Raw genomic sequence first — 16,373 nt, 5'->3', positions numbered from 1 at the left:
GTTTCTTCACAACGACAAAGAGAGGCGGGCCGCAGACACGGCCCGCCTCCCTCGCCGAGCCGGTACTCAGCTCTCCGGCAGGTATCCCGTCTGGACGAGCTGGCCGCTCGACCGGCGCGAGATGAACTGGCCACGGCCCTGCGGCTGCGGAGTCGCCTTGATGTTGTTGAACACCGGGCCCTCCGACGGGTCACCGGACAGCACGATGCCCTGCGCGCCGAGTTCCTTGATCCGGGTGAGGACCGGTTCGAAGGAGGAGCGCGAGGCACCGGAGGTGGTGCGGGCCAGGATGATGCGCAGGCCCAGGTCACGTGCGAACGGCAGGTACTCCATGAGCACCGACATCGGGTTGCCCATCGACGTGGCGACGAGGTCGTAGTCGTCGATGAAGATGAACGCGTCGGGCTCGTTGTACCAGGAGCGGTTGCGCAGTTGGTCCGGCGTGACGTCCGGGCCCGGCATACGGCGGCTCATCGAGCCGGCCAGCGACTCCATGACCTCCTGGAGCTGCGGCCCCGAGGCGCAGTACTTGTACATGTGGCTCTCGGGCACCTGGCCGAGCAGCGCGCGCCGGAAGTCCGAGACCACGAACAGCGCCTTGTTGGTGGCGTACCGCTCCGAGATCTGCTTGGCCATGAACCGCAGCAGCGAGGACTTGCCGGACTCGCTCTCGCCGTAGATGACGAACAGCGGGTCGGTCTCGAAGTCCACGAAGACCGGCGAGAGGGTGAGCTCGTCGACGCCGACCGCGATACCGCGGCTGCCGAAGTCGCCGCCACCGGGCAGCTCGGACGCGTGCAGCATCGTCGGCAGCATCCGCACCTTCGGTGCCGTCGGGCCCTGCCAGGCGTTGTTGACGCTCTGCACGAGGTTCGCCATGCCGTCGGCGAGGTCCTCCACCGCCGTCGACCCGTCGATGCGGGGCGTGGCGGCGAGGTAGTCCAGCTTGTCCGGGGACAGACCGCGCCCGGGCTTGCCCATCGGCACGTTCTCGGCCCGCTTGCGGTCGAACTCCGACTCCATCGCGTCACCGAGCCGCAGTTCGAGCCTGCTGAGGATCTGGTCGCGCAGCGCGGGCCGCATCTCGGTGTACCGGGTCGCGGTGATGATCAGGTGGACACCGAAACCGAGACCGCGGGTCGCGATGTCGGCGATGACCGGGTCGAGCATCTCGTAGTCGTTCTTGAACGTCGCCCAGCCGTCGATGATGAGGAAGACGTCGCCCCACTGCTGGTCGGGGTAGTGACCCTGCGCCCGGCGGTTTCGGAAGGTGCCCATGGAGTCGATGCTCTTGGAGCGGAAGAACTCCTCACGGGCGCCCAGGATGCCGTGCACCTCCGCGACCGTACGGCGGACCTTCTCCTGGTCGAGCCGGGAGGCGGCGCCGCCCATGTGGGCCAGGTTCTCCAGCGCGAGCATGCCGCCGCCGCCGAAGTCGAGGGCGTAGAACTGCACTTCGGCCGGCGTGTGGGTGAGCGCGAACGACGTGACCATCGTGCGCACGAGCGTCGACTTGCCGGACTGCGGGCCACCCACGATCAGCGCGTGACCGGCGGCACCCGACAGGTCCGCGTACATCACGTCACGGCGCTGCTCGAAGGGCTTGTCGACCAGGCCGACCGGCACGGTCAGCTTGCTCTGGGCGTGATAGCCCTCGGCGTGCAGACCGCGCTCCGGGCTGACACCGAGCACCGGCAGCACCTGGTCGAGGCTGAACGGCTCGTCCAGCGGCGGCAGCCACACCTGGTGGGCGGGCGGACCCTGCCCGTCCAGGCGGCTGACGATGACGTCGAGAACGGTGTCGGCGAGCGCGTCGTCGACCTGGTTGGTGCGGGTCTCCGGCTCCGGATCGGCGAGGATCCGCACCGGCACCGGCGCGGCGGTGAACAGCACCGGCGAGCGGTCGATCCGGCCGCCGCCCTGCGCCGTCGGCCCGTTCGACCGGTAGGTGCCCGACACGTACGCGGCCTTGAACTGCACCATCGTCTCGGTGTCGTACTTGAGGATGCCCGCGCCGGGCACGTTCGGCAGGTGGTAGGCGTCGGGCACACCGATCGCCGTACGGGACTCGGCGGCCGAGAAGGTGCGCAGACCGATGCGGTACGACAGGAAGGTGTCGAGACCGCGCAGCTTGCCCTCCTCGAGGCGCTGCGAGGCGAGCAGCATGTGCACACCCAGCGAACGGCCGATACGGCCGATCTGGATGAACATCTCGATGAAGTCCGGCTTGGCGGCGAGCAGTTCGCTGAACTCGTCGATGATCAGGACGAGCGAGGGCAGCGGGTCGAGCGCGGCGCCCGCCGCGCGGGCCTTCTCGTAGTCGGTGATGTTGGCGTAGTTGCCGGACTGCCGCAGGAGTTCCTGACGGCGAGTCAGCTCACCGGTGATGGAGTCGCGCATACGGTCCACGAGCGTCAGCTCGTCGGCCAGGTTGGTGATGACCGCGGACACGTGCGGCATGTTGCCCATGCCGGTGAAGGTGGCTCCACCCTTGAAGTCCGCGAGGACGAAGTTGAGAGTCTCGGAGGAGTGGGTGACCGCGAGGCCGAGCACCAGGGTGCGCAGCAGCTCCGACTTTCCGGAACCGGTGGCGCCGACGCACAGGCCGTGCGGGCCCATGCCCTCCTGCGAGGCCTCCTTGAGGTCCAGCATGACCGGCTCGCCACTTGAGCCGAGACCGATCGGGACCCGCAGCCGCTCGTGCAGCGTGCGCGGCCGCCAGGTGCGCGAGACGTCCACGCCCGCCGCGTCACCGATCTGCATGAGGTCGGTGAAGTCCAGGTTCGCGAGCAGCGGTTCGTCGGCGTCGGCGGCACCCAGCCGCAGCGGCGCCAGCTGACGGGCCAGCGACTCCGCCTGCGCCTGCGACAGGACGTCGGGCGTGCCGGTGAAGACACCCGTGCCCGCCTCCAGTTCCATGCCCTCGGGCCACACCCGCACCGACAGGGAGCCACGCGCCTCGTCGAGCTCGCCGGGCACCACCTCGACGATGGTCACGCCCTGCAGACCCTCCGCCGAGGCGAGGACCGAGTCCGCGGGCACCCCGCCGCCGTCCAGGACGACGACCACGTGCGGCTGGTCCAGGACCGGCGAACCGTCCCGGCTCCAGCGGGCGCGGCCCTCCAGCTGGTGCGCGATCATCTCCTCCAGCTCGCCCAGGTCGAAGCAGAGCAGACGCCGGGTGCCGGCGCCGTCGGAGTCCTTGTGCTGCATGTGCGGCAGCCACTTGGTCCACTCCCAGTCCACCGCCGCGCCCGGCGAGGCCACGACCGCGATCAGCACGTCGTCGGGGGAGTGCAGCGAGGCCAACTGGCCGACCACGGCACGGGTCTGGCCGTAGACCGTCTCGGCGTCACCGGAGATCGTCACGTGGTAGAAGGAGCGCAGCCCGATGGCCAGCGGGAGTTCACCGAGCGTGCCGTAGCTCGCGATGAACTGCTGCATGGCGTGGGCGGTCAGCGGCTCCAGCTCGTCCACCGGCGCGGTGTCGGGAGCGACCAGGGGAGTCGCCAGCTGCTGCGGGCCGAGGCCGATGCGCACCTGGGCGAAGTCCGGGTCCGTGGAACGCCGTTCCCACAGCCGCGACCCCTCGGCGACCAGCGCCCACAGCTGCTCCGGCGCCGGGTGCAGGTAGTACTGGGCGTCGCGCTGCTTGTGCACGGTGCGCCGCACCTCACGCCGCTTCTGCGCCAGGTACTTGAGGTAGTCGCGACGGGCCTCGGCCATCTGACCGGACGGCCCCTTGCGGGCCCGCACTATCTGGGCGACCAGCATGGCGACCGTGGAGACCATCATGAGCCCGCCCATGATCTTCATGAAGCCCTGGGCCCCGGGCATGAAGAAGAACGCCGCCGACGAACCCATGCCCAGCATGGGCAGCAGGTTCATCAGCAGACTGTCGTCCTCGGTACGAGGGAGTTCGGGAGGTGACTCGAGCTTGACCTCCTCACTCGGCACCTCCGGCGGGTATACCCGCGGCGGGCGCTTGACGATGACGACGCTCACCGATCCACCAGTCCTTCACGCAATCGCAATGTCGAACCGCCCCCGTCGTGACGGCCCCCGTATGTTCGTCAACTCATGGGGCTTTGCCAACTCATGAGCCGGGCGCTGATCCTACTGTTCTGCGGGGCCGTTGAGCCGGGAGGGGATGGGGAGATGCCGCAAGAGGACGGTAGGGTGACGCTCCAAATGAAGCGGGGAGCGGGAATCACCCTGGCAAACCGCGACGAATCACCGAGTACTGGACTAGGGGGAACCGTCAGGTGAGTACGGTTTCAGCAACCGGATTCTGCCGGGTCACGGTGGCGGCACCGAACAGCCGGATCGATGTGGCACTTCCCGAGGACGTGCCGCTCTCTGACGTATACCCGGAGATCCTGCGGCTGTCGGGGCAGACGCCCGAGGAGGCCGCGCCCACCGGGTACAACCTCGTACGCAGGGACGGTTCCGTCCTCGACGACGGCCGTTCGCTCTCCGAACAGCAGATACGCGATGGCGAATTGCTGCTCCTGCGGCCGTTCGCGGACTCGCTGCCGCCCGCCGTCTTCGACGACGTCGTGGACGCCGTGGCCGCCGTCGTCGAGGCCGACCGGCGCAGCTGGAACGACAGCATGATGCGGGTCGTGGGCCTGACCGCCGGCGCGCTGCTGCTGACGATGATGGCGCTGGCCCTGTGGTTCTCGGAGCCGCTGCGCCACGACATGCACGGCCTGCCGGGCGTCATCGCGGGCGTCACCGGAGTCGTCCTCGTCGCGCTCGCGTCCGTACGGGCCCGCGTCTACGACGACCACCACGCGGCCGTGGCCCTCGGTCTCGCCTCGCTGCCGCACCTGATGGTCGGCGGCTCCGGCGTCATGGGCCTCGACGCGGGGGAGGGGCCCGGACGCCTGAACCTTCTCGTCGGCTTCGCCGTCGTCCTCGTCGCCGCGGTGCTGCTCGTCCTGATGCTGCCCCAGAAGGACGCGCCCTTCATCGCCGCCGCGTTCGGCGCAGGCGTCGGCGTGCTCGCCACCTTCGCAGCGATCGTCTCCGAGGCCGAGCCGCGCGAGAGCGCCGCCGTCACCGCGGTGGTCATGGTCGCCGTCATCGGCTTCCTGCCCGGCTGGTCCGCCCGCTTCTCCCGGCTCCCCATCGGCTTCCGCTCGCCCGACCAGATCGCCAAGCGCGGTCGTGCCGAGGACCAGCACGAGCAGGAGCCGGTCGACTACCAGCTCATCACCGACCAGGCCCGCCGCGGCCACGAACTGCTGCTCGGCCTCGTCGGCGGCTGCGCGGTCACCGGTGTCGCCTCCGCCGGCGTGGTGCTCGGCTTCTCCACCAGCGGCTGGGCGCAGCTGCTGTCCCTGGCGGCCGGCCTCGCCATGCTCATGCGGGCCCGGCTCTTCCTGTACACGTCGCAGGTCGTGACCCTGATGATCTCGGGCATCATCACCGTCAGCCTGCTGGTCCTCGGCCTGGCCCTGAACCCGCCGGCCGACATCATCAAGGACCTCGTCTACGACCACAACAGCGCCCCCCTGGACATCCGCACCGTCTGGCTCTCCGCCGCGGTGGCCCTGGGCGCCACGCTTCTCGTGGCCGTCGCCCTGATCGTGCCGCGCAAGGGCGTGACCCCGTTCTGGGGCCGGATGCTCGACCTGAGCGAGGGCGCGGTGCTGCTCTCCCTCGTCCCGCTCTGCCTCGCGGTCCTCGACCTCTACGCGGCGGCCCGCGGCATGACCAGCTGACGCCCGGCCCGAGCAGTTGACAGCGGCTGTCACCCACATGGGTGGCAGCCGCTGCGTCATGTGTACGACGTCGGCGTGGACCGGGGCACTCCCGCCGGGCTGGTACCCTGGCTGACGGCCGTTTGTGTACGCACCCCCGGAGCTGTCCGCTCCGGAGGCCGCGCCCAGCGGATCCCCGCCTCCCGAGTTACGGAAGCTCCCCTGAGAAGTGGACCAGGGGCACTCGGTGGCCACCCAAGAGACTACGAGGAGTACGCGTGTCGCTCGACGCCGCTACGAAGAAGCAGATCATGACCGAGTTCGGCCAGAAGGAGGGCGACACCGGCTCCCCCGAGGTCCAGGTCGCGATGCTCTCGCGCCGTATCTCGGACCTGACCGAGCACCTCAAGACCCACAAGCACGACCACCACTCCCGTCGTGGTCTGCTGATCCTGGTCGGTCAGCGCCGTCGCCTTCTCCAGTACCTGGCGAAGAAGGACATCCAGCGCTTCCGTGCGCTGGTCGACCGCCTCGGCATCCGCCGCGGTGCGGCGGGCGCCAAGTAGGACGCCGTGAGGGGAGCGGTTCCCGAAACGATCGGGGACCGCTCCCTTTGCCGTACGCGCGGAAACGTGCGCAGTGTCACACCCACTTTGTAGTGTGGTAGCACAACGCAATATCACGAGGAGAAGTGCACCTCGCCGCCGCCGGTCCTCGGTAGTGGCCCCCGGGCAGCAGGAACCCCCGGGTGCTTCGATCGAAGACCGGCCCGCACCAGACGGAGCGCTTCTCCGCGCATGTCCCCCCGCCACACGGGCGGATCGGGACAAAAGACGAACGCAGACGAAAAGTAACGGAGAAAACGCTAGTGGAGAACGAGACCCACTACGCCGAGGCCGTCATTGACAACGGCTCCTTCGGCACCCGCACCATCCGCTTCGAGACGGGCCGCCTGGCCAAGCAGGCCGCCGGCTCCGCCGTGGCGTACCTGGACGACGACACCATGGTGCTGTCGGCCACCACCGCTTCCAAGAAGCCCAAGGAAAACCTCGACTTCTTCCCCCTCACGGTGGACGTCGAGGAGCGGATGTATGCCGCCGGCAAGATCCCCGGCAGCTTCTTCCGCCGCGAGGGCCGTCCCTCCGAGGACGCCATCCTCACCTGCCGCCTGATCGACCGCCCGCTGCGCCCGTCCTTCAAGAAGGGCCTGCGCAACGAGATCCAGGTCGTCGCCACGATCATGGCCCTCAACCCCGACCACCTGTACGACGTCGTGGCGATCAACGCCGCCTCCGCGTCCACCCAGCTGGCCGGCCTGCCCTTCTCCGGCCCGATCGGCGGCGTCCGCGTCGCGCTGATCAACGGCCAGTGGGTGGCCTTCCCGACGCACTCCGAGCTCGAGGACGCCGTCTTCGACATGGTCGTCGCGGGCCGCGCCCTGGAGGACGGCGACGTCGCGATCATGATGGTCGAGGCCGAGGCCACCGAGAAGACCATCCAGCTGGTCCAGGGCGGTGCCGAGGCGCCGACCGAGGAGGTCGTCGCCGCCGGTCTGGACGCCGCGAAGCCCTTCATCAAGGTGCTCTGCAAGGCCCAGGCCGACCTCGCCGCCAAGGCCGCCAAGCCGACCGGCGAGTTCCCGGTCTTCCTCGACTACCAGGACGACGTCCTGGAGGCCCTGACGGCCGCGGTCAAGAGCGAGCTCTCCCAGGCGCTCACCATCGCCGGCAAGCAGGACCGCGAGGCCGAGCTGGACCGCGTCAAGGAGATCGCCGCCGAGAAGCTGCTCCCGCAGTTCGAGGGCCGCGAGAAGGAGATCTCCGCCGCGTACCGCTCGCTGACCAAGTCCCTGGTCCGTGAGCGCGTCATCAAGGACAAGGTCCGCATCGACGGCCGCGGCGTCACGGACATCCGTACGCTCGCCGCCGAGGTCGAGGCCATCCCGCGCGTGCACGGCTCGGCGCTGTTCGAGCGTGGCGAGACCCAGATCCTGGGCGTCACCACCCTCAACATGCTCCGGATGGAGCAGCAGCTGGACACCCTCTCCCCGGTGACCCGCAAGCGCTACATGCACAACTACAACTTCCCGCCGTACTCCGTCGGCGAGACCGGCCGCGTGGGCTCCCCCAAGCGCCGCGAGATCGGCCACGGCGCCCTCGCCGAGCGCGCCATCGTGCCGGTCCTGCCGACGCGCGAGGAGTTCCCCTACGCGATCCGTCAGGTGTCCGAGGCTCTCGGCTCCAACGGCTCGACGTCCATGGGCTCGGTCTGCGCCTCCACCATGTCGCTGCTGAACGCCGGTGTGCCCCTCAAGGCCCCCGTCGCCGGTATCGCCATGGGCCTGATCTCCCAGGAGATCAACGGCGAGACGCACTACGTCGCCCTCACCGACATCCTCGGTGCGGAGGACGCCTTCGGTGACATGGACTTCAAGGTCGCCGGCACCAAGGAGTTCGTGACCGCCCTCCAGCTCGACACCAAGCTGGACGGCATCCCCGCCTCCGTCCTGGCCGCCGCTCTCAAGCAGGCCCGTGACGCCCGCCTCCACATCCTCGACGTGATGATGGAAGCGATCGACACGCCGGACGAGATGTCCCCGAACGCCCCGCGGATCATCACCGTCAAGATCCCCGTGGACAAGATCGGCGAGGTCATCGGCCCGAAGGGCAAGATGATCAACCAGATCCAGGAGGACACCGGCGCCGAGATCACGATCGAGGACGACGGCACCATCTACATCGGTGCCCAGGTCGGCTCGCAGGCCGAGGCGGCCCGCGCGACGATCAACTCGATCGCCAACCCGACCATGCCGGAGGTCGGCGAGCGCTACCTGGGCACGGTCGTCAAGACGACCACCTTCGGTGCGTTCGTCTCGCTGCTCCCGGGCAAGGACGGTCTGCTGCACATCTCGCAGATCCGCAAGCTCGCCGGCGGCAAGCGCGTGGAGAACGTCGAGGACGTCCTCGCCGTGGGCTCCAAGGTCCAGGTCGAGATCGCCGAGATCGACTCCCGCGGCAAGCTCTCCCTCATCCCCGTGATCGAGGGCGAGGGCGACGAAGAGAAGAAGGACGACACCGACCAGTGACGTCGACCAGCTCCACGGCGACGGCCCGCACCTCCTCGGAGGCGCGGGCCGTCGCCCGTACCCAAACCCTCATCCGGGGCACCAACGGCATCGGCACGGTCCGCAAGACCACCCTCCCGGGCGGCCTGCGCATCGTCACCGAGACGCTGCCCTCGGTCCGCTCCGCGACCTTCGGTATCTGGGCGCACGTGGGCTCCCGTGACGAGACGCCGTCCCTGAACGGCGCCACGCACTACCTGGAGCACCTCCTCTTCAAGGGCACGTCGAAGCGCAGCGCGCTGGACATCTCCTCCGCCGTCGACGCGGTCGGCGGCGAGATGAACGCGTTCACGGCGAAGGAGTACACGTGCTACTACGCGCGCGTGCTCGACACCGACCTGCCCCTCGCCATCGACGTCGTCTGCGACATGCTGACCGGCTCGCTGATCCGCGAAGAGGACGTCAACGTCGAGCGCGGCGCGATCCTCGAAGAGATCGCCATGACCGAGGACGACCCGGGCGACGGTGTGCACGACCTGTTCGCGCGCACCATGTTCGGCGACAACCCCCTCGGCCGTCCCGTCCTCGGCACGGTCGACACCGTCAACGCCCTCACCGCCGACCGCATCCGCCGCTTCTACAAGAAGCACTACGACCCCACGCACCTGGTGGTCGCGGCCGCGGGCAACGTCGACCACGACAAGGTCGTACGACAGGTCCGCGCCGCCTTCGAGAAGGCCGGCGCCTTCAGGAACCCCGAGGCCACGCCCATCGCCCCGCGCGAGGGCGTGCGCACCCTGCGCGCCGCGGGCCGCGTCGAGCTGATCGGCCGCAAGACCGAACAGGCCCACGTCGTCCTCGGCATGCCCGGCCTCGCCCGCACGGACGACCGCCGCTGGGCCCTCGGCGTGCTCAACACCGCGCTCGGCGGCGGCATGTCGTCCCGCCTCTTCCAGGAGGTCAGGGAGAAGCGCGGGCTGGCGTACAGCGTCTACTCGTACACCTCCGGCTTCGCCGACTGCGGCCTGTTCGGCGTGTACGCCGGCTGCCGGCCCTCGCAGGTCCACGACGTGCTGAAGATCTGCCGCGACGAACTCGACCAGGTCGCCGCGAACGGCCTCTCGGACGACGAGATCGGCCGTGCCATCGGCCAGCTCCGGGGCTCCACGGTCCTTGGCCTGGAGGACACGGGCGCGCTGATGAACCGCATCGGCAAGAGCGAGCTGTGCTGGGGCGAGCAGATGTCGGTCGACGACATGCTGAGCCGGATAGCGTCGGTCACCCCGGACGACGTCCGCGCGGTAGCCCGCGAGATCCTGGGGCGGCGCCCGTCGCTGTCGGTCATCGGCCCGCTGAAGGACAAGCAGGCGGCCCGACTGCACGAGGCCGTTGCCTGATCCCCTCGCAAACCCCGGTTAGGAAGCAAGAGATGAGCAAGCTGCGCGTGGCCGTCCTCGGTGCGAAGGGCCGCATCGGTTCCGAGGCGGTGCGGGCCGTCGAGGCGGCCGAGGACATGGAGCTGGTGGCCGCCCTCGGCCGGGGCGACAAGCTGGAGACCCTCGCCGAGAACGGCGCCCAGGTCGTGGTCGAACTGACCACACCCGCCTCGGTGATGGACAACCTCGAGTACTGCGTGGGTCACGGCATCCACGCGGTCGTCGGCACCACGGGCTGGACCGACGAGCGCCTCACCAAGCTGAAGGGCTGGCTGTACGCCTCCCCGGAGACGGGCGTCCTCATCGCGCCCAACTTCTCCGTCGGAGCCGTGCTGAACATGAAGTTCGCGCAGCTCGCCGCCCCGTACTTCGAGTCGGTGGAGGTCATCGAGCTGCACCACCCGAAGAAGGTCGACGCCCCTTCGGGCACCGCCACCCGCACGGCCCAGCTCATCGCCTCGGCGCGTGCCGAGGCGGGCACGGCCCCGGCGCCGGACGCCACGGACACGGCCCTGGACGGCGCGCGGGGTGCGGACGTGGACGGCGTCCCCGTCCACTCCGTCCGGCTGCGCGGTCTGTTGGCCCACCAGGAGGTCCTGCTGGGCGGCGAGGGCGAGACGCTGACCATCCGCCACGACTCCCTTCACCACAGCAGCTTCATGCCGGGCATCCTGCTCGGCGCGCGCCGCGTGGTGACCACCCCGGGCCTGACCTTCGGCCTGGAAAACTTCCTGGACCTGGGCTGACACCGTCATGCGAGCCAAGCTGTCCTACGCCGTCACGGCCGCCGCCCTGCTCGTCTACTTCGTGCTGGTCGGCAGCCGTGGCGTCATGCTCATCCAGTCCGGCACCCTGCTGACGGTCACCTTCGGCGTCGCGGTGCTGATCCTGCCGGTGATCGGACTGTGGTTCCTGTGGAAGAACACCCAGTTCGTCCGCAGGGCCAACGCCCTGGCCGCCGAGCTCGACGCCGAGGGCGGCCTGCCCGTCGACGAGTTGAAGCGCACGCCCGGCGGCCGGATCGACCGTGACTCGGCCGACGAGGTCTTCGCCGAGCGCAAGGCCGAGACCGAGGCGGCCCCCGACGACTGGCGCAGCTGGTTCCGCCTCGCGATCGCCTACCACGACGCCCGCGACACCCCGCGTGCCCGCAAGGCGATGCAGCGCGCGATAGCCCTGCACGACGGCAGGACGATCGAGGCCTAGCCGCACGTACGCCGAAGGGGTCGGCCCGCATCTGTAGCGGACCGGCCCCTTCGGCGTACCGCGATGTGTCAGGCCCGCCGGTACTCCGCCGCCCAGGCCTCCACCGCGTCCGCGGCCCGGTCGAACGCCTCGCCACGCGCCAGGAAGTCCGCGTTGTGCGAGGTCAGCAGCGGCCCCTCGGCCTCCGGCGACCGGCCCTGTCGTACGACGGTGAGGGCCTGCCCCTGAACCGTGCGCGGCAGTCCGAGCCAGCGCACCGGCTGCTGTGCCGTCCGCACGGTGACGACCTGCTCCCAGGCAACCGTCCGGGTGAAGAGGAAGCTCACCCGACGCACCCCGCGGGCGCTCACCCACACCCCCATGCGCAGCAGCCGCAACGCACAGGCGATGACGAACACGGCGATGCCGAGCACCACGCCGGCCTCGGACGGCGAGTCGGTGAGCGCGATGATCACCGCCGCGAACAGCACGTAGGAGGCGAGCAGCAGAAGGATCGCGGCCGAGCCCACCCGCCACGGGCCGGGCCGGTAGGGGCGCCGCCAGCGGTCACGGTCGTCGAACGGCAACGCGACGTCGTCCGTCGTCTCGAATGCGCGGTCGGCCGTCAGGAAGGGCAGGGGCACGGCGGGTCCTCACTCGGTCCATGCGGTGGGCTGTGCCCGGTGAGGCTATCCGCCGATGTCCCCGCGAGCCACCTTCAGGGGCTCGGATGAGTCAGTGTCCTTGCGAGGCCTGGGACTGCTGCGTCTGCGAGGGCGGTTGATCCTGCGACAGCGCTGGCATCCCTATGACCAGGGAACCCACGAGTCCGGCGACGATGGTGAGCCCGAGCAGCCAGCGCCCGGCTATCTCCCCGACGGCCGCGCGCTGACGGGGCGGCGGAGTGACATTGCTGCGGAACCTGTCGGCTTCGGCGACAAAGGCGAACGGTACGGGTTCGCGCCGACGCAACAGCATGGAGGTACCTCTCCCTTCGGGGATCGAACGAATCGCTGCTGTCTGTACAGACGAGCGACTGCCGCAAAAGGTGCCCGTTTTCGCCGACTTAACTCGGTCACGGCAGTGAAAGTCCCGTTTGGCGGGCCGTAGAGTGTCGTCGCCACCGAACGAGCTGGGAAGGACCCCCCGAACCGTGACCCCCACCCCCGACGACGATTTCAAGATCGAACTGCGCGACGACGTCACCGTCGAACTGGTCAAGCACAGCGCGGCCGACTCCGACGTGCTGTTCGCCGCCAGGGTGTCGACCGTCGGAGAGCAGTCCCTGGAAGAGCTGAGCAAGGACCCGGAGCGCTCCAAGGGCCTGATCAACTACCTCATGCGGGACCGGCACGGCAGCCCGTTCGAGCACAACTCCATGACCTTCTTCATCAGCGCTCCGATCCTCGTGTTCCGCGAGTTCATGCGGCACCGCGTGGGCTGGTCGTACAACGAGGAGTCCGGTCGCTACCGCGAGCTCCAGCCCGTCTTCTACGTCCCCGGCCCCGACCGCAAGCTCGTCCAGCAGGGCCGCCCCGGCAAGTACGTCTTCGTCGAGGGCACCCCGGAGCAGCACGCGTCCGTCGGAAGCGCCATGGAGGAGTCGTACCGCCAGGCGTACCGCGCCTACCAGGACATGCTCGCGCAGGGCGTCGCCCGCGAGGTCGCCCGTTCGGTCCTGCCCGTCGGCCTGTTCTCCTCGATGTACGCCACCTGCAACGCCCGCTCGCTCATGCACTTCCTCGGCCTGCGCACCCAGCACGAGCAGGCGAAGGTGCCGTCGTTCCCGCAGCGGGAGATCGAGATGGTGGGCGAGAAGATGGAGGCGGAGTGGGCCAGGCTCATGCCGCTGACGCACGCTGCCTTCAACGCGAACGGCCGAGTCGCGCCGTAACGGACGTGGACGCCCGTTTCCCCGGAGGGCACAGATGTACGGGTCCGCCGCGCGAAGTGTCCGTATTGCGGCATTTGGAGAAGTTCATCTAGCCTGATCAAACGGACCCGGCACTGCTTGAACCCCCGAGCAGGCAGTGCCGGGTTCCTCTTTTGTCCTGACTTTTCGCGCCCCCCTAGGGCAGACCCCGCCTTGAGCAACGAGTAGCGTGTTACCCATGGCTCCGACCTCCACTCCGCAGACCCCCTTCGGGCGGGTCCTCACCGCCATGGTCACGCCGTTCACGGCGGACGGCGCACTCGACCTCGACGGCGCTCAGCGGCTCGCCACCCACCTGGTGGACGCAGGCAACGACGGCCTGATCATCAACGGCACCACCGGTGAATCCCCCACCACCAGCGACGCGGAGAAAGCGGACCTCGTACGAGCCGTACTGGAGGCGGTCGGCGACCGTGCCCACGTCGTCGCCGGCGTCGGCACCAACGACACCCACCACAGCATCGAGCTCGCCCGCGCCGCCGAGAAGACCGGCGCGCACGGCCTGCTGATCGTGACGCCGTACTACAACAAGCCCCCGCAGGAGGGCCTGTACCGGCACTTCAAGGCAGTCGCCGACGCCGCCGAGCTGCCCGTCATGCTCTACGACATCCCCGGCCGCAGCGGCGTCCCGATCAGCTCCGAGACGCTGGTCCGCCTTGCCGAGCACCCGCGGATCGTCGCCAACAAGGACGCCAAGGGCGACCTCGGCCGCGCCAGCTGGGCCATCGCCCGCTCCGGCCTCGCCTGGTACTCCGGCGACGACATGCTGAACCTCCCGCTGCTCTCCGTGGGCGCGGTCGGCTTCGTCTCGGTCGTCGGCCACGTGGTCACCCCGGACCTGCGCGCCCTGGTCGAGGCGTTCACCTCCGGCGACGTCCAGAAGGCCACCGAGATCCACCAGAAGCTGCTCCCGGTCTACACGGGCATGTTCCGCACGCAGGGCGTGATGACGACCAAGGCGGCGCTCGCCCTGCAGGGCCTGCCCGCAGGACCGCTGCGCGCCCCCATGGTCGAGCTCTCCGGCGACGAGATCGAGCAGCTCAAGATCGATCTTGCTGCCGGCGGGGTACAGCTCTAGCACCAGACTTCGCGCGCCCGGCGCGCAACCGGACTCAACAACTGAATACGCGGGCCACCGGTGTCCGCACACCACAACGACAACTGCTACACGCACGAACGTCACGCGCGCCACGTGCCCCACCGGCACGTGGCGCGCGTGGTGAGGAGAGTCTTTTGAGTCATCCGCATCCTGAACTGGCCCCGCCCCCGCCGCTTCCCGAAGGCGGCCTGCGGGTCACCCCGCTCGGCGGTCTCGGCGAGATCGGCCGAAACATGACGGTCTTCGAGTACGGCGGCCGCCTGCTGATCGTCGACTGCGGCGTGCTCTTCCCGGAGGAGGAGCAACCCGGAATCGACCTGATCCTGCCGGACTTCTCGTCCATCCGGGACCGCCTCGACGACATCGAGGGCATCGTCCTCACGCACGGCCACGAGGACCACATCGGCGGTGTCCCCTATCTCCTCCGCGAGAAGCCGGACATCCCGCTGATCGGCTCCAAGCTGACCCTCGCGCTCATCGAGGCCAAGCTCCAGGAGCACCGCGTCCGCCCGTACACCCTTGAGGTGGTCGAGGGACAGCGCGAGCGCATCGGCCCCTTCGACTGCGAGTTCGTCGCGGTCAACCACTCCATCCCCGACGCCCTGGCCGTCGCCATCCGCACTCCCGCGGGCATGGTGGTGCACACGGGCGACTTCAAGATGGACCAGCTCCCGCTGGACGGTCGGCTCACCGACCTGCACGCGTTCGCGCGTCTGAGCGAGGAGGGCATCGACCTCCTCCTGGCGGACTCGACGAACGCCGAGGTCCCGGGCTTCGTTCCGCCCGAGAAGGAGATCTCGAACGTCCTGCGGCAGGTCTTCGGCAGCGCCCGCAAGCGAATCATCGTGGCGAGCTTCGCCAGCCACGTCCACCGTATCCAGCAGATCCTGGACGCGGCCCACGAGCACGGCCGCCGGGTCGCCTTCGTCGGCCGCTCGATGGTCCGCAACATGGGCATCGCACGTGACCTCGGCTACCTGAAGGTCCCCCCGGGGCTGGTGGTCGACGTCAAAACGCTCGACGACCTCCCGGACCACGAGGTGGTCCTGGTCTGCACGGGCTCCCAAGGCGAACCGATGGCCGCGCTGTCCCGCATGGCCAACCGCGATCACCAGATCCGCATCGTCCAGGGCGACACGGTCATCCTCGCCTCCTCGCTGATCCCGGGGAACGAGAACGCGGTCTACCGCGTGATCAACGGCCTGACCCGCTGGGGTGCCAACGTCGTCCACAAGGGCAACGCCAAGGTCCATGTCTCGGGCCACGCGTCCGCCGGCGAGCTCCTGTACTTCTACAACATCTGCCGGCCGAAGAACCTGATGCCGGTGCACGGCGAATGGCGGCACCTGCGCGCCAACGCCGAGCTGGGAGTCCTGACCGGCGTCCCGCACGACCGGATCGTCATCGCCGAGGACGGCGTGGTGGTCGACCTCGTCGAGGGCAGGGCGAAGATCGCCGGCAAGGTCCAGGCGGGGTACGTCTACGTCGACGGCCTCTCGGTCGGCGATGTCGGCGAGCCGGCCCTCAAGGACCGCAAGATCCTCGGCGACGAGGGCATCATCTCGGTCTTCCTGGTCGTCGACTCGTCCACTGGGAAGATCACGGGCGGGCCGCACATCCAGGCCCGCGGCTCGGGCATCGAGGACTCGGCGTTCGGGGACGTGATCCCGAGGATCACCGAGGTCCTGGAACGCTCGGCCCAGGACGGCGTGGTCGAACCCCACCAGCTCCAGCAGCTGGTGCGACGGACCCTGGGCAAGTGGGTCTCCGACACGTATCGCCGCAGGCCGATGATCCTCCCGGTGGTGGTGGAGGTCTGACGGACCGTCGGACACCCGTCCGAGTGAACCAGGAGCGGGGGGGGGGGGGGGGGGGGGGGGGGGGGGGGGGGGGGGGGGGGGGGGGGGGGGGGGGGGGGGGGGGGGGGGGGGGGGGGGGGGGGGGGGGG

12 protein-coding genes are annotated in these 16,373 nt (G+C 69.4%); 9 read left to right on the top strand and 3 right to left on the bottom strand.

What is annotated here, in order from left to right:
- Positions 1-66 precede the first annotated feature (66 nt).
- On the bottom strand, positions 67-4,005 hold the full coding sequence (eccCa, locus tag ACZ48Z_RS39565; protein ID WP_468740754.1) for a type VII secretion protein EccCa: 3,939 nt from the start codon (positions 4,003-4,005) through the stop codon (positions 67-69).
- Between the two features lie 260 nt (positions 4,006-4,265).
- On the opposite strand from eccCa, the gene eccD reads away from it, so the two are divergent.
- The 6 genes from eccD to ACZ48Z_RS39535 all read left to right on the top strand — a co-directional run bounded on the left by eccD (position 4,266) and on the right by ACZ48Z_RS39535 (position 11,414).
- Positions 4,266-5,729, top strand: a complete 1,464-nt coding sequence (eccD, locus tag ACZ48Z_RS39560) for a type VII secretion integral membrane protein EccD (protein WP_468740753.1) — start codon at positions 4,266-4,268, stop codon at positions 5,727-5,729.
- 257 nt (positions 5,730-5,986) lie between these two features.
- Positions 5,987-6,274: a 30S ribosomal protein S15 gene (gene rpsO, locus ACZ48Z_RS39555; RefSeq protein ID WP_007385095.1), complete on the top strand. Its 288-nt coding sequence runs from the start codon at positions 5,987-5,989 to the stop codon at positions 6,272-6,274.
- A 302-nt stretch (positions 6,275-6,576) separates the two neighbouring features.
- Entirely contained in the window at positions 6,577-8,793 is a 2,217-nt protein-coding gene (locus tag ACZ48Z_RS39550) for a polyribonucleotide nucleotidyltransferase (protein WP_468740752.1), read from the top strand.
- Positions 8,790-10,169, top strand: coding sequence for a M16 family metallopeptidase (locus ACZ48Z_RS39545; protein ID WP_468740751.1), 1,380 nt, complete (start codon positions 8,790-8,792; stop codon positions 10,167-10,169). Before ACZ48Z_RS39550 ends, ACZ48Z_RS39545 begins: the two co-directional genes overlap by 4 nt.
- A 32-nt stretch (positions 10,170-10,201) precedes the next feature.
- The gene (gene dapB, locus ACZ48Z_RS39540; RefSeq protein WP_468740750.1) at positions 10,202-10,954 is read left to right on the top strand and encodes a 4-hydroxy-tetrahydrodipicolinate reductase; all 753 of its coding nucleotides are present in this window, start codon (positions 10,202-10,204) and stop codon (positions 10,952-10,954) included.
- 7 nt (positions 10,955-10,961) lie between these two features.
- Positions 10,962-11,414, top strand: a complete 453-nt coding sequence (locus ACZ48Z_RS39535; protein WP_468740749.1) for a hypothetical protein — start codon at positions 10,962-10,964, stop codon at positions 11,412-11,414.
- Positions 11,415-11,482: 68 nt separating this feature from the next.
- Here the strand turns inward: ACZ48Z_RS39535 and ACZ48Z_RS39530 are convergent, their stop codons facing one another.
- Positions 11,483-12,037 carry a phage holin family protein gene (locus ACZ48Z_RS39530; RefSeq protein ID WP_468740748.1) on the bottom strand — a complete coding sequence of 185 codons (555 nt, stop codon included), beginning with the start codon at positions 12,035-12,037 and terminating at the stop codon, positions 11,483-11,485.
- Positions 12,038-12,128: 91 nt separating this feature from the next.
- Complete coding sequence (locus ACZ48Z_RS39525) at positions 12,129-12,368, bottom strand: hypothetical protein (RefSeq protein WP_468740832.1); 240 nt, start codon at positions 12,366-12,368, stop codon at positions 12,129-12,131.
- 178 nt (positions 12,369-12,546) lie between these two features.
- Here ACZ48Z_RS39525 and thyX point away from each other — a divergent pair, with 178 nt between their 5' ends.
- From thyX to ACZ48Z_RS39510, 3 genes are all read left to right on the top strand, one after another.
- Positions 12,547-13,287, top strand: a complete 741-nt coding sequence (gene thyX, locus ACZ48Z_RS39520) for an FAD-dependent thymidylate synthase (RefSeq protein WP_468740747.1) — start codon at positions 12,547-12,549, stop codon at positions 13,285-13,287.
- A 217-nt stretch (positions 13,288-13,504) separates the two neighbouring features.
- Positions 13,505-14,404: a 4-hydroxy-tetrahydrodipicolinate synthase gene (gene dapA, locus ACZ48Z_RS39515; RefSeq protein WP_468740746.1), complete on the top strand. Its 900-nt coding sequence runs from the start codon at positions 13,505-13,507 to the stop codon at positions 14,402-14,404.
- Positions 14,405-14,559: 155 nt separating this feature from the next.
- Positions 14,560-16,245 (top strand): ribonuclease J, encoded by a 1,686-nt coding sequence (locus tag ACZ48Z_RS39510; RefSeq protein ID WP_468740745.1) that lies wholly within the window; start codon positions 14,560-14,562, stop codon positions 16,243-16,245.
- The last annotated feature ends 128 nt before the right edge of the window (positions 16,246-16,373 follow it).

Source organism: Streptomyces sp. NPDC031225, from assembly GCF_055570355.1.
Note: the sequence above shows the minus strand (reverse complement) of the source record. Positions and strands in the feature narration are given on the sequence as shown.

What these genes read in the sequence shown, in the direction of transcription:
- dapB (WP_468740750.1), top strand. Translation starts at nt 10,202, where the DNA reads ATGAGCAAGCTGCGCGTGGCCGTCCTCGGTGCGAAGGGCCGCATCGGT.
- ACZ48Z_RS39535 (WP_468740749.1), top strand. Translation starts at nt 10,962, where the DNA reads ATGCGAGCCAAGCTGTCCTACGCCGTCACGGCCGCCGCCCTGCTCGTC.
- dapA (WP_468740746.1), top strand. Translation starts at nt 13,505, where the DNA reads ATGGCTCCGACCTCCACTCCGCAGACCCCCTTCGGGCGGGTCCTCACC.